Source organism: Streptomyces sp. A2-16, from assembly GCF_018128905.1.
Classification (GTDB): domain Bacteria; phylum Actinomycetota; class Actinomycetes; order Streptomycetales; family Streptomycetaceae; genus Streptomyces.
This window is the reverse complement of sequence record NZ_CP063808.1, coordinates 4,791,146-4,803,810: the sequence shown is the minus strand read 5'-3', so window position 1 is coordinate 4,803,810 and position 12,665 is coordinate 4,791,146. Positions and strand designations below refer to the sequence as shown.

The window sequence follows — 12,665 nt, the reverse complement described above, 5'->3', positions numbered from 1 at the left end:
TCGTTCCGGGACCGGCCGGGAGGGACAGCACGCCGGTCGCACCAGCTAGACCGGAGCGTTCTGGAGCAGCAGAACAACCGGTGCGGTTTCAGGCTTCAGGGAGTGCTGTCTCGGTATTGGGTTGAGCTGTGGATGTTTCGGGTGAGTCAGCGGTCGGCAATCGGTGGCTGATCATGGTCGCCAGGGCCGCTGCAGCGGCGAGCGTGATTGCGGTGACACGTGGTCCGAAGGCGGCGATGAGCTGGCCGCCCAGGGCGGCCCCGGCGGCCGAGCCGAGGTTGTAGCCCGAGCTGAGCCAGGCGTTGGCCTCGGTGTGGCGTGCCGGGAGGATACGTTCGTCGACGAGGAGGTAAGCGAGGACGAACAGCGGGGTGAGGGGCAGTCCTGCGCAGAACACGGCCAGGATCATCAGCGGCGAGGCGGCGAGCGCGGCCAGGATCAGCGCGCTTGCGGCCAGGGCCAGGGTGGCCTGGGTGTAGCGGGTGCGCAGGGAGGACGTCCAGGTGCGGCGGCCGTAGACGAGGCCGCCGACCAGGCCGCCGAGGGAGAAGGCGGCGAACGCATACCCGGAGGAGCCAAGGCTGGAGAACGCGATGGAGGCTTCCGGGATGATGACGTTCAGGCCGCCCGCGCACAGGCCCAGGGTGACGATGGGGACGACGATGCCCTGTCCGTCCCGGGAGCGGATGAGGGACCGGCTGCCCGGCGCGGCGCCGGTGGCCGAGTCGGTGGTCGGTGCTGGGGGCGTCTCTGCGTCAACCGCGGGGAGTCTCTGCTGGAGGCGGTGCAGTCCGGCGGCGGCGAGCGGCAGGAGCAGGGCAGCCGTCAGGAGTGTCAATCGGGCGTCGGTCAGCGCCAGGGCGGCGGTACCTAGGAGCGGGGCGGCGATGAAGGTGAGTTCTTCGACCGTCGAGTCCAGGGCGTGAGCACCCTGCAGTTGCTGTTTGTCGGGGATCAGGCGGGACCACAGGGCTCTGAGCGTCGGGGCGAGCGGTGGCAGCAGGGCGCCTGCGGCGGCCGTGCCGATGAGGGGGACTAGCCAGGTGCTCATCGCCAGGGTTGTGGCGGCTGTGGCGAACAGGGCCGCGCTGGCGGTGGCCATGGCGGACACTGCCCAGGTGCCTCGCCGTGCGCACCATCGGGCGCGGGCCGGGCCGGGCAGTGCGATGGCGAGCATCAGGGCGCCCGAGGCGAGGCCGGCGGCGCCGATGCCGTGCCGTTGGGTGAAGGAGATCAGCACGGCGAAGGGGATGAGACCGGAAGCGAGCCGGGTGAGGACGCCCAGGCCGAGCACGGTCTTGGTGTGGGGGAGGGCGAGCACCGCGCGGTAGCCGGAGGCGGCCGTTTCGCTCACGAGGCGGCTCCTGTTGGCTGGGCGTGCGGGCTGAAGACGGGGACATCGCGGGCGCCGCCCCATTCGCACAGGGTCTGCAGGGCGGTTTGCAGGCGCTCGGGGTCGTGTCCGTCGGCGACTTGGTAGCCCTCGACCTGGGCCTGGCCCTTGCTGATGCGTACGGCGATGCGTCCGGTGATCTCCGTTCCGGAGAGGACCGGCATGCCGAAGTAGCCGCACTGGCGGGTACGGGCCGGTTTGTAGGCTTCCAGCAGGTATTCGACGCCGAAGAGGCGCTGCATGCGTGGACGGTGCCAGATGAGGGAGTCGAAGGGGGACAGGGGGGTGGTGAGATCCTTGATGACTGCGGTTGTATGCAGTTGGGGCCGGCAGACCCACGCGGGTTCCGGCCATCCCTCGACCTGTGCAGGCTCAGCTTCGTCCAACTCATCCATGACCAGGGCGACTTGTTTGACCGGCAGGCGGAAGTAGTCCGCAACGTCCCCAGCGGTGGCGACACCGAGGGCACGCAGCGCCACGGCGGCAAGGGCCCTCACGCACTCTGCGGAGCTGAGAGTCTGATCGCGCAGTTCCTGTGGGATGACGGTCTCGGTCAGTTGGTAGACCCGCTGCCATCCGCGCCGGTGGACGCACGCGACGTCGCCGATAGCCAGCAGCCACTCCAGGGCCCATTTGTTCACCGAGGACCGTTCCCACCCGCTGCCCTGGGCGCCGCCGACGTCGCTGATGGTCACCGCGCCGCGCTCAGCCAGGACCGTACGGACGTGGTCACAGGCAGCGGCATCGACCGGAGGACCGCTCCAGCCGCGGGTCCGGTAGCCATGGCGGCGGAAGCGGAACAGCGGCCACAGCTCGATCGGGATCAGGCTGGCGGCGTGCGCCCAGTACTCGAACAGCACCGGCGAGCCGGAGGGACCGGTGAGCCGGGCGGCTGCCGAGGGCTCAACCCCCCGGGCCAGTTGAACCAGTTCGTGCGAGCGGCGCACCACACTGATCGTATCGAGCTGGATGCAGCCAAGACCCCGCAGCGTGGACAGCGCCTCGGGCTCGGGGGCGGGAAGGTGAAGGCCCTGGGCACTGACCGCGATGGTCCGGGCTTCGGGAAGGGACAGCTCATGCACCGGCGGTCTCTGCCTCCGCTTCGGATTCGTAAAGCCCCCTGGCTTGCAGGGAGTCGGCGTGCAGCAGGACGATACGGGCCAACGGCTGGCCGCGTCGCACCTGGGTCTTGGCAGTGGGCCGTACCGCGATGCTCACACCGTTGTCCTGACCCATGCGGGCGATGACGGTACTGGTCAGGATCCCGACCGGCACGTCCAGGCCCTCCAGACCGGGCAACGGCATCACGAGCAGGAAGTAGCCGCGGGGAATGTCGGCCGCCCAGCCCAGGCGCCATTCAACCGTCCCGGCGCCGTTGGGCAGAAACATGTTCTCCCAGCCCCGTTGCGTACGGAACTGGTGCAGGTGCAGCCAGGACGTCTTCTCCACGGCCAGATGTGACTTCTCCCGCTGCCACAGCTCGGTGCGGTTGACCGCGGTCGGCGACTCGCTCGTCACTTACACGATGACGACCGGCGGCGTCGACTTCAGCAAGCTGGACCCGGCCGACGTCGACACCGCCGCCATGGACCAGCGCGTCCCCGGACTCCCCGAAGCCGTACGGGAATCGGCTGGGCAGCCCGCCAAGGCGGCGGACGGGTCGATCTGGCTTGGCGAGACGGCGAAGGCGCCGCCCGCTGGCAGGTGGGACGGCGTGCGCTCGTTCTTCGCCGGGCGCACCGGGCTCCTCATCCTGCTGCTGGTGGCCCTCGGGGTGGTTCTCTTCTTCGTGCGGGACGGTTTCGGCGCGTGGCGCAAGCGCTCCGGGTGAGCAGCGCCCACAGTCCATCCTCAGCTGGGCGATCACCGGTACCCGGTTTCCGCCAGCCGAGGCCAACAGCATCATCGCCCGCCGGTAGCGCACCGAACTGGTGCTGCCCCGGCGCACGATCTGTTGCAGCTTCTGCCCCTCCTGGCCGGTCAACCTGCGCACACGAACAGGCTCAGCCACCACACCCCCAACGGTCGGACCGGACGTCTCCGAACATCCAACCGCTGAAACCGCCGATCCGGCGAACCTTCCCGGTCAGAGCACTAGAAAAGGCCCTTGTAGCCCTGCCAGCCGGTGGATGACCTGCGGGGTGATGCCGGCCTCCTCCAGCGCGCGCTCGGTGAGCCGGTCGAAGTTGGTGGTGATGATCACCCCGATGCTCCCGCGGCGTACGAGTTCCGCGATGGCCCGGTGCGCTGCGCCGGGCCGCTTGTCCTCCGCGTCGTCAGGATCGGCGTCGAAGTATCCCGACAGCAGCGCCTGCCGCGCGGCGGGGGTGCTCCCGAACGAGGCGAGGAGCGTGGAGTAGCCGAGCGGACCTGTGCCGTGGGCGTCCCACCAGGCCTCGGGATCCTGCGCGGCGTTCTCGCCCGCTGTGCGAACCCGGGTCGTCCGCGGCGACCGCCCTGCGGACCAGGTCCGTGACGACGCCCCAGCCGGTCTTGATCCCGGCGCCCATCGAGACACCGGCGCCCAGGAGGAGGGCGTACACGCGCGGACTGGCGTGCACGCTCGTGGCCAAAGCCACCATGGGATCGAGAGCGCTCCCCGGCGGAACCACCAGCGATGCTGGGGTGGTGGATGTACTGCTCAAGGTCTTCACGGTGGCGCTCCTGCTCGACCGTATCGGGGCCGGTGTCCCAGGGCGTCGACCCTATCAAACTTTGCGTCACTATGACGATAATGAGGAGTTGTGCGTCTTCTGGCGCTCGGAGGGGGCTTGTTGGTGTGCAGGGTGGCGGCTGGCCTGGTGTGTTGCTGTTTTGCTGAGAGGCCCGGGTGACCGGTTCCAGCGGGTGGCCGGGGTGTGTGAGCTGGGGTTGTGCCATGTGTGCTGAGTGGGGCTTGGTTCGTTGTAGGTAGCTTTGGTATGTAAAGGCTTGGCATGGGTTTGTGCTGCTCAGGGGCCTTTTGTCTGGTCGGGGGTGGTGTTGTGCTGGAGCGGGTTTCCTGATCGGTTGTGCATGGTCGGTGGGTGCGCGTACAGGTCAGGGGAGGTCGGGGTGCGGTTAGAGCTGCAGGTTGGGCTGGGTGCGGGGGAGTTGCGTTCGCTGCAGGGCTGGTTGCGTGCGGATCCTGTGGTGCGCCGGTCTGTGGTGGTGGGGGTGCGGGGTGGTGTGCCGGGGCCGGGGGATATGGGCACGGTTTTGGATGTGCTTGAGCTGGTGACGGGCAATGGGTGGAGCGCGGCGTCGTTCGTGCTGGCGGTGGCGGCATGGCGGCAGAGCAGGCCGCAGCGGCCGCGGGTGGAGATCCGGCGCGGGGAGACGGTCATCGTCCTTGCGGAGGGTTCTGAGGAGGAGATCGCGCGGGCGGTTCGGGCGCTTGAGGCCGTCGGCGGCGGTGGGGGCGGGGATCGGTGAGTGTGCTGCCCGATCCGGGGGCCTCGAGGGCTGTGCTGGTGGGCTCGAGCCGCTTTGAGCATCTGGAGCCGTTGCCGGCTGTGGCGAACAATCTGCGGGCTCTGGCCGATCTTTTGTGTAGTCCGCTGTCGCTGCACCTGCCCGCCCAGCATGTAACTGTTGTGGAGGATCCGGCTGCCGCGCATGCGGTGGTGGGCGCGGTGCGGCAGGCGGCCGCCGAGGCCAGCGACACGCTGATCGTCTACTTTGCCGGGCACGGACTGGTCGATGCCCAGGATCAGCTTGTTCTGGCTCTGCCGCATACCGAGTTCGGCCGCATCGAGACCGGTTTGCCCTATGACTGGGTGCGCCAGGTGCTGCTGCTGGACTCCCGGGCCGAGCGGCATGTGGTGATTTTGGACTGCTGTTACAGCGGTCTGGCTCTGGGGAGGATGAGCGCGGGGACGGGGCTTGCCGACCAGGCGGCGGTGGAGGGCAGTTTCCTGCTGGCGGCCGCAGCTGAGACCCGTACTGCTTTGGCGCCCGTGGGGGAGACCTACACGGCGTTCACTGGGGCGCTGCTGGAGGCTCTGAGGCGGGGCGTGCCCGGCGGTCCCGCGCTGGTTGACCTCGGGGTGCTGTACCGGCATCTGCGCCTGACGATGGAGGCGCGGGGGCATCCTGTTCCGCAGGCGCGGGACCGCAACAGCGGTGCCCAGGTCGCGCTCGGGCGTAACCACGCGGATCTGCCCGCCGCGCCCGTTGCTGCGGCTGGGGCGGCGGGTGCGGGTGCGGGGGAGCGGCCCTGGCCGGATCCGCGCGCGATCCGTACCGTGACCGGGTTCTTCACCGCTCTCGGGCAGGTGCGGGTGGTCAGTGGACTGACTCATCGGGCGGTCAGTGAGCGTTCGGCCGGACGCATGGCGGCCGGCACCGTCGGCGCTCTACTCAACCGCAGCACCCTCCCGGCGACTTGGGGTACCACGGCCGTCTACCTCTCAGCGTGCGGTGTTCCCGATGAACAGATCACGCAGTGGCAGAGCGCCTGGCAGCAGCTGCGCGCGCAGAGCCTGCCGGCCAAGACGGGCAGCCCGGACGTCACCGGTGACGGAGGGCCTGAGAAGGCCAGAGCGTGGCAGCGCCCTTTGTCGGCCTTCCGCCGCAGGCGGGATCACTGACCGGGTACCCCAGAGACCGAGACACTGGACGGCTGAGGGGGAGGCGTCTTGTCCGAGCCCCCGGAGCCGTCTGAGAACAGGGTGTTCCATGCGGCGATGAGCAGCACAACGGCGCACAGGATGAGCCCCAGGGATGGCTTCTTCCATCGGCTGGACGTCGAGGATGGCCTCACGTAGTGCGCTGCCCGGTAATAGCCCTTGCGGGTCTGCGCCTTTGTCTTTGCTCTCGCCACAGCTACACGCCCCCGTTCAGTGCGACTGCCTGCCAGGCAGAGTTTCGCAGCGATGAGACCGTGTCGCTCCTGAACAGCTCACTACGGCTGGTTTCGCCCTGTTGCGGTAAGGGGGCGACATCTGAGTTGGGCGGTCAGCGGCCTCGTGTGCGGGGGCGGTGGTGTTGCTCGGCGAGGTGGTCGAGGCGGATGGCGTCGAGTGTTTTTTTGGTGATGCGTTCGGTGCCGTCGCAGATGGCGGTGATGGCGGCTTCCCGGATGAGTCTTGTGAGGGATCCGATGCGGCCGGCGGTGCGTTGGTGGAGGTAGGGGGCGTGGCGGGGGAGGGTGCCGGGTTTGTGCTGCTGAAGGTCGAGGTTGTTTTCGATGTCGGTGATGACGTCGCGGAAGGGGTGGGTGTTGCCGTGGCGGGCGGGGAGGGGGCCGCAGTCGATGAGGGCGGCGCGTGCGGCGAGTTGGGCTCCGCGTGTCCCGCTGAAGAGGGGGGTGTCGGGGAGGTTGATGCCGGCGTAGACGAACGTGGCCCGCAGGTGTTCGGTGAGGTCCTTGATGAGGTCGGCGGCTTGGGCGCCGGTGGTGGTGCGGGGGTTGAGGCGGTGGATTTCGTCGATGAGGACGAGTTGGATGCCGGCGGCGGTGTAGGTGTGGCAGACGGCATCGGTGATCTGGGTCTGGGCCATGCGGGTGGTTACGGGGATGCCGAGGTAGCGGGCGAATTCGGCGATGAGGGTTTTCGCGGTGGCGCCGGGCGGCACCAGGACGTACGCCACGGGCACTGTGGCGTGTGCTGACCCGGGCGGTGCGGGGGTTTTGCGGGTGTGGGCGAGGTGGCAGGCGCGGCCGACGCTCAGGAGTGCGGCGGGTTTCCCAGCTGCGGCGGGTCCGGTGACGATCAGCGAGGGCCGTGCGGTGGCCTGTTGGTGGCGGCCCAGGATCATCAGGGTGCGGACCTGGGTGGCGAGTTGGCTCATGGCGGGGGTGCGGATGGTGACGAACGCGGAGTGGTAGGCGAGGCGTTCCTCAAGGCTTCGGGGCGCCTGGCCGGGCTGGGGCGGGGTGGGCGGGTCGGTGGTGGCGAAGCGGTGCCAGCCCTGCCAGGTGGTCAGGGGCCAGGACGGCTCGGTGGCGTCGCCGTCCTGGCCGGTGGGGGCGTGGGCCGGTGCGGTGTTCTGGGGGTGGGGGGTTACCACTTGTCTGCTTCCTCGTGCGCGTTGTAGAGCCCGAATCCCGTGTACGGGGTAGGAAGGCCGGCCCCGTCCTCTTCGGTGTCGGGGTGGTCGTCGAGGTCGTCGATGCTGTCGTCCTCGTCCCACTCGGCGGGGCTGTCGGGGCCCTGGCCCATGTCGTGTTCTGGGCGACGGGCTGGGGGCAGGGCGATGGCGGTGATGCGGGCGAGGAGGGCCTGTTCGGTTGTGGTGGCGTGGCCGGTGTGGACGCGGCGCATGAGCTGGTCGAGGGCGTCGGCGAGGTCGGCCTCGTGCTGGTCGCTGTCGCCGTGATGGTCGTGCAGGACGTGGGTTTTGATGTGCTGCCAGGTGCGGTCGTTGAACGGCCGGTGGACGTGATCGCGGTGGATCCACGGGATTTCGGTCAGGTGGCCGTCGGGCAGGCGGACCCAGATCTGGCGCGCATCGTGGGGGTTGTGGTGGATCTCCCATTTCCCGCCGCGCGCCGTGACGCGGGAGGCCTGGCCGCGGTAGGGGGCGAGGAGGTCCGCGTCGTAGGTGCGGTGGTGGATGCGGATACCGGAGGCGGTGATGGCCTGCCAGCGCACGGGCAGCAGTTCGAGGTAGTCGTGGCCGGTGAGCGGGACGGGCACGTAGCCGGCGACGGCGACGAGGGCGGCCCACATCTGGTTCGGGGTGAGGGCCTTGCGGGGCATCATCGGATGCCGCAGGCCCTCGTGGGGGCGGTGGTGGTAGTGCACGAGCCATTCATCGAGGAGGTCTTGCAGCTGGGGGACGCTGTAGCAGGCATCGTGTTCGGTGTCGGGGCCGCGGCGGGTGACGTCGGATCCGGTGTAGCCGGGCAGGTGCTGGCAGAACAGCGCGTTGATGGTGCCGAACGCACGCTCCACGATGCCTTTGGCGGTGGGTGCGAACGGCGGGGCGGGCTGGACGCTGATGCCGAGGCTTTCGCAGGCGGCGGTGAAGGCGCGGGAGACGAAGACGCGGCCGCGGTCGACGACGATCGTCTCCGGCAGGACGACGGGCCTAGCCGCGGCCCCGGCCAGGCGTTCGTCGAGCGTGGCCAGCCGCTGGTGGGGCAGTTGCGGGGCGTGGTCCATGCGCAGGATGCCCGGCCAGGTGGGGCGGGCGGGGTGGGGGACGGCCATCTCCGCCAGCAGCAGGGCCGCATCGACGGCCTTGGTCGCGCTGGGGCACAGGACCGCGGCGAGGATGGCGCGGGTGGCGACGTCGATGGCGATGGTCAGCTCCGGCCGTGCGAGGCGGCCGTCGTCGAAGAGGGCGAAGACATCCAGGCGGGTGGTGTCGACCTGGACTTGCTCGCCGGGCCGCAGCGCGGTGGTGGGGGTGAAGGCCCGCCCGTCGAAGCTGGCGGGAATGGCCCGGACCGGCCCGGTGGGCAGTTCACCGGGGCGGGCGAGAGAAGTGACGAGCCGGTACAGCGTGGCCTGGGACGGTGCGGGCACCGTGCCGGTCTTCCAGGATCTGGTGGATCAGGGGGAACAGGCCGTTGATGGTGCCCTTGGAGCGGTGGCGCCGGCGGCGCAGTGCCTCGCGGACGGCGGCGACGACCCGTTCGTCGGCCCGCCCGGTGGGACTGGCAGTGCGCGTGCTGCGGTGGTCCAGGAGCCCCCACAGACCTTGTTTGCGGTAGGCGAGCCGCATGCGCTGCACCGCGGTGCGTGAGACGCGGCCGAAGCCGAGCGCGGTCAGCTCTGCGGCCTTGGCCTGCTCCCGCTGGGCCAGCGTGTGCTGGGCGGGGTCGTACTACTCCCGGACAACTCCTTCGCTGCCGGGCCCGCCGGCAAGGCCGCATTCCACCTCTCGCACGTGCCGCTGCCACGCTGCCTCGGGAGTTCAGCGGGGGTCAGCGACAACGCGTCGCGATCGCCCGCGCCCTCGCACCCGCCCCCCGGCTCATCGTCTGCGACGAACCCGTCTCCGCACTCGACCTCACCACCCAGGCCCGCGTCCTCGACCTGCTCGTCGACATCCAGCGCCGCGCCGGCGTCGCCTACCTGTTCATCTCACACGACCTGGCGGTCATCCGGCACGTCAGTCACCGCGTGAGCGTGATCCACCGCGGCGACATCGTCGAGACCGGGGCGGCGGGCCAGGTCACCACGGCCCCCGAACACCCCTACACACAACGACTCCTGCTCGCCGCGCCGGTCGCGGACCCGGCGGAACAGCGCCGGCGGCGCGAGGCGCGACAACGTCTGTGACCTGTTCGCCCGACCGCCGGGCGAAGGCGTATCACCCCACCATGATCCTCCATCACCTCGCCCAGCAGGCAGAGTTCGTCACCGAGTCGCCCCACGATCACGACGACCTGAGCGAGGTGGAGCAAGTCGCCGCGCGCGTATGCGAACTCGTGGAACAGCAGACGCAGTTGGGATCCGGCCGAACGCGAACGGCAGCCTTCACACCACGGTCACCGGGTGCCGGACCACCGCGTCGAACAGGTAGCCCTGGGTGTTGGGCGTGGCGACATCCGGCTGAGTGCGGCCGGCCGTGTCCGTGGCGCGGGCCAGCAGGTGGGTGGCGCCCGGTTCGTCGGGCTGCCAGCCGAGGGACCAGCGGGTCCAAGTACCGGCGCGGGGCCGGTCGTGCAGGTGGGCGGGCCGCCAGTTCGTCCCGCCGTCGGTGCTGACGTCGACCCGGGCGACGGCGCCCGCACCCGACCACGACCGTCCGTGCAGTACGTGCCTGCGGCCCGCAGTGAACGTGGCACCGCTCGCCAGCTCGAAGGCGCTCTTCGTGACCTGCCGGGTGAGCGGCGCACTGCCGCCCTCCGGATAGGACGGGCCGAACAGCCGGTAGAAGGTGGTGTTCCAGGGCGAGTAGAGCGGCTGCGCGGACACCTCGATGTCGCCGACCCACTTGATCGACGCGATCCCCACCCAGGAGGGCACCAGCACCCGCACCGGATAACCGTGGTCGTACGGAAGTGGCTCACCGTTCATCTCGTACGCGAGCAGCACGTCGTCCAGCGCTTTGGCCAGCGGCAACGGGCGGCGTACCCGGCCCAGGTTCTCGCCGCCGCTGACGTACTCGGCGTCCAGGCCCCGCGGCTGCACGTCCACGGCGTACGGGGACAGCCCGGCCCTGCGCAGCACGTCTGCCAGGCGCACCCCTCGCCAGCGTGCTACGCCGATCGCTCCCAGGGTCCACGGGGTGCCGGTGACCGTCTGGCCCTGTTGAGTCGTGTAGTAGGAGCGGCCGTTCCCGGCGCACTCGACGAAGGCGGTACGGGTGACGGCCGGCAGTGCCCGCAGATCGTCGTATCCGAACTCCACCGGCCGGTCCTCGCCGGGGGTGCCGCGCAGCCCGCTCCCCCACAGCCGCAGCCGCCAGTCGTCGGCTTCCAGGACGGGGGTGGCGGTGTGGTTGCGCACGAAGAACAGCTCGTTGGGGGTGTGGTGGCCGGTTCCACGCAGTGCCTCCCAGCGGGTCTCGGCGTTGGTGCCGCGCTCGATGAACCACTCGGACGGCAGCGGCTTGACGATCCCGGCGACGGCGGCGCGGGCCGAGCGCGGGTTCACGAGCGCGGAACCGGCGGCGGTCGCGGCGAGCAGGGTGAGCAGCCGGCGGCGGGTGACGCCGTCGGCCCTGGCCTCACCGGCGAGCCACTGACGCAGCCTGCGGCGGTCGTAGTCGGTTTCGTAGGAGTGACCGGCGGGGGTGGATGCAGGCACGGCGTGTCCTCGTCATGGGGAGGGAAGCGTACGAGAGCGGTGGGCGCGGGCCAGCGCAGGGACATCCGTGGGCTGGCCCCGCAGGCACAAATGGCCTGTGCGGCAGGGCTGTTGGTACAGGCGCGAGGAGGCGCGCGATCAGCCGGCCGTCCGACACAGCGCGGCGGCCACGCGGACGAGGTCCACGGCGCGGCGACGGGTCAGAGGCTCCGAGAACGGCATGGCGGGATGCAAGCACGTGGGGCGGAAGGTGTCAACGGCGTGGGGGTCTCTCAAGAGGCCGATCGCCCTGGGGTGTTGACCCGTGTTGCCACGGAGACGCGCAGTCGGGGCGGTGACGGTGCGCCGGACCCAGCGGGAGACGTACTTCGCTCTGCGCTGTTCCCGTGGCGTGCACGGGGGCGGCGGCTGCCCGGGCGGCCGCCAACTGCCTTGCCTCTGACGCGCGCGTCAGAGGTTAGCGTCTGCGGGCCCGGCAGCCGGACCGGTACGGCTGCCAGGCCCGCGCTCACCTTCGACCCCCTCCAGGAGCCCCGACATGGCCGTCGCCCTGCCCGCCACGTCCCGCGAAATCCACCTTGCCGACCTGCCCGGCGGACTGCCCGGGCCTGAGCACTTCAGGATCACTCGGAAGCCGGTGCCTTTGCCCGGTCCGGGACAAGTCGTCGTCCGGAACCGGTACTTCCTGGTGTTTCCCGGACTGCGCACGCTGATCGGCGGCCAGGCCGTCGGCGTCCCGCTGCCGCGCATCCACGTCGGTGACGCGCTGTTCGGTCCCGCCGTCGGTGAGGTCGTCGCGGCCGCGCCGGGCGGTCCGCTGCGCCCGGGGGACATCGTCACGCACATGCTCGGGTGGCGCGAGCACGCGCTGGTGGCGGCGGCCGACTGCGCTCCACTGGGCGATGTACTGCCCGACCCTGTGGCCCACCTTTCGTCCGGATCGGCCGCCTACGGAGCACTGACCCGGCTCGCCGAAGTGCGCCCCGGCGACACCGTGTTCGTCACAGGCGCGGCGGGAGCCGTGGGAACGCTGGCGGGCCCCGTCGCGCGTCTGCTGGGCGCCGGAAGGGTCATCGGGAGCACCCGTTCGCCGGAGAAGGCCGAGCGGCTTCGGACCGAACTGGGCTATGACGAGGTCGTGGTGCCGGGGCCCCGCTCGATCGACGAGCAACTGGCCTCGGCGGCGCCGGAAGGCATCGACGTGCTGCTGGACACCGTCGGCGGTGACCAGCTGACCGCGGCTGTCCGCGCCGCGCGCCGGGGCGCCCGCTTCGCGCTGGTCGGCGCTCTGTCGGGACAGTTGTCGCCGCGCCGGGACGGTGGCAGCGCCCCCGCGGAGATCGACACCTTCCGGCTCGTCAACCAAAGCGTCTCGCTGCACGGCTACAGCAGCCAGGACCACCCCGAGGTATCGGAGGAATGGACCAGGCGCTTCGGGGACTGGCTGCGCGCCGACGAGATCACCTTCCCGCATGTACGTATCCCGGGCATGGACAACGCGCCCCGGGCGTTGCGGGAATTGTTCGAGGGGCGGCACTTCTGGACCGTCGTCGTGGAGTTGCCGCCAGGGTGATGTGTCGTCG

Annotated in this window: 12 protein-coding genes and 2 pseudogenes; 5 read left to right on the top strand and 9 right to left on the bottom strand. The window is 70.4% G+C overall.

Annotated elements, in window-relative coordinates; all coding sequences use genetic code 11:
• Nucleotides 1-88: 88 nt before the first annotated feature.
• From IOD14_RS21565 to IOD14_RS21555, 3 genes are read right to left on the bottom strand one after another with little or no spacing between them, the layout of a single operon-like run.
• Nucleotides 89-1,354, bottom strand: coding sequence for an MFS transporter (locus tag IOD14_RS21565; protein ID WP_212671207.1), 1,266 nt, complete (start codon nt 1,352-1,354; stop codon nt 89-91).
• Nucleotides 1,351-2,475: a crosslink repair DNA glycosylase YcaQ family protein gene (locus IOD14_RS21560; RefSeq protein WP_212671206.1), complete on the bottom strand. Its 1,125-nt coding sequence runs from the start codon at nt 2,473-2,475 to the stop codon at nt 1,351-1,353. Before IOD14_RS21560 ends, IOD14_RS21565 begins: the two co-directional genes overlap by 4 nt.
• The gene (locus IOD14_RS21555; protein ID WP_212671205.1) at nt 2,468-2,911 is read right to left on the bottom strand and encodes a hypothetical protein; all 444 of its coding nucleotides are present in this window, start codon (nt 2,909-2,911) and stop codon (nt 2,468-2,470) included. The genes IOD14_RS21560 and IOD14_RS21555 overlap by 8 nt, the downstream gene beginning before the upstream one ends.
• A 7-nt stretch (nt 2,912-2,918) precedes the next feature.
• Between IOD14_RS21555 and IOD14_RS21550 the strand changes: the two genes are divergently transcribed.
• Nucleotides 2,919-3,224, top strand: a complete 306-nt coding sequence (locus tag IOD14_RS21550; RefSeq protein WP_212671204.1) for a hypothetical protein — start codon at nt 2,919-2,921, stop codon at nt 3,222-3,224.
• Nucleotides 3,225-3,245: 21 nt separating this feature from the next.
• On the opposite strand, the pseudogene IOD14_RS44415 reads toward IOD14_RS21550, so the two are convergent.
• A pseudogene (locus IOD14_RS44415) lies at nt 3,246-3,404 on the bottom strand (IS630 family transposase); the annotation flags it as partial.
• Nucleotides 3,405-3,479: 75 nt separating this feature from the next.
• Nucleotides 3,480-3,911, bottom strand: coding sequence for a hypothetical protein (locus IOD14_RS21545; RefSeq protein ID WP_212671203.1), 432 nt, complete (start codon nt 3,909-3,911; stop codon nt 3,480-3,482).
• 536 nt (nt 3,912-4,447) lie between these two features.
• Here IOD14_RS21545 and IOD14_RS21540 point away from each other — a divergent pair.
• Together IOD14_RS21540 and IOD14_RS21535 are read left to right on the top strand one after the other, a co-directional pair.
• The gene (locus IOD14_RS21540; RefSeq protein ID WP_212671202.1) at nt 4,448-4,807 is read left to right on the top strand and encodes a hypothetical protein; all 360 of its coding nucleotides are present in this window, start codon (nt 4,448-4,450) and stop codon (nt 4,805-4,807) included.
• A complete protein-coding gene (locus tag IOD14_RS21535) occupies nt 4,804-5,964 on the top strand; it encodes a caspase family protein (protein WP_212671201.1) in 1,161 nt (386 codons plus the stop codon). Before IOD14_RS21540 ends, IOD14_RS21535 begins: the two co-directional genes overlap by 4 nt.
• Before the next feature lie 367 nt (nt 5,965-6,331).
• Here IOD14_RS21535 and IOD14_RS21530 read toward each other — a convergent pair whose 3' ends face one another.
• The 3 genes from IOD14_RS21530 to IOD14_RS44900 all read right to left on the bottom strand — a co-directional run bounded on the left by IOD14_RS21530 (nt 6,332) and on the right by IOD14_RS44900 (nt 9,049).
• Nucleotides 6,332-7,303: a TniB family NTP-binding protein gene (locus tag IOD14_RS21530; protein WP_212673349.1), complete on the bottom strand. Its 972-nt coding sequence runs from the start codon at nt 7,301-7,303 to the stop codon at nt 6,332-6,334.
• A gap of 77 nt (nt 7,304-7,380) precedes the next feature.
• Nucleotides 7,381-8,850, bottom strand: coding sequence for a Mu transposase C-terminal domain-containing protein (locus IOD14_RS21525; RefSeq protein ID WP_249126009.1), 1,470 nt, complete (start codon nt 8,848-8,850; stop codon nt 7,381-7,383).
• Nucleotides 8,789-9,049, bottom strand: a complete 261-nt coding sequence (locus tag IOD14_RS44900; protein WP_249126008.1) for a hypothetical protein — start codon at nt 9,047-9,049, stop codon at nt 8,789-8,791. Before IOD14_RS44900 ends, IOD14_RS21525 begins: the two co-directional genes overlap by 62 nt.
• 179 nt (nt 9,050-9,228) lie before the next feature.
• On the opposite strand from IOD14_RS44900, the pseudogene IOD14_RS21520 reads away from it, so the two are divergent.
• Nucleotides 9,229-9,609, top strand: a pseudogene (locus IOD14_RS21520) (ABC transporter ATP-binding protein); the annotation flags it as partial.
• 198 nt (nt 9,610-9,807) lie between these two features.
• Here IOD14_RS21520 and IOD14_RS21515 read toward each other — a convergent pair.
• Nucleotides 9,808-11,082 carry a sulfite oxidase gene (locus IOD14_RS21515; RefSeq protein ID WP_212671200.1) on the bottom strand — a complete coding sequence of 425 codons (1,275 nt, stop codon included), beginning with the start codon at nt 11,080-11,082 and terminating at the stop codon, nt 9,808-9,810.
• Between the two features lie 538 nt (nt 11,083-11,620).
• Between IOD14_RS21515 and IOD14_RS21510 the strand changes: the two genes are divergently transcribed.
• Nucleotides 11,621-12,655, top strand: a complete 1,035-nt coding sequence (locus IOD14_RS21510; RefSeq protein ID WP_212671199.1) for an NADP-dependent oxidoreductase — start codon at nt 11,621-11,623, stop codon at nt 12,653-12,655.
• The last annotated feature ends 10 nt before the right edge of the window (nt 12,656-12,665 follow it).

Bases quoted from the DNA above. Each gene is read 5' to 3' on its own strand.
- IOD14_RS21550 (WP_212671204.1), top strand. From the start codon at position 2,919: ATGACGACCGGCGGCGTCGACTTCAGCAAGCTGGACCCGGCCGACGTC.
- IOD14_RS21510 (WP_212671199.1), top strand. From the start codon at position 11,621: ATGGCCGTCGCCCTGCCCGCCACGTCCCGCGAAATCCACCTTGCCGAC.
- IOD14_RS44900 (WP_249126008.1), bottom strand. From the start codon at position 9,049: ATGCGGCTCGCCTACCGCAAACAAGGTCTGTGGGGGCTCCTGGACCAC.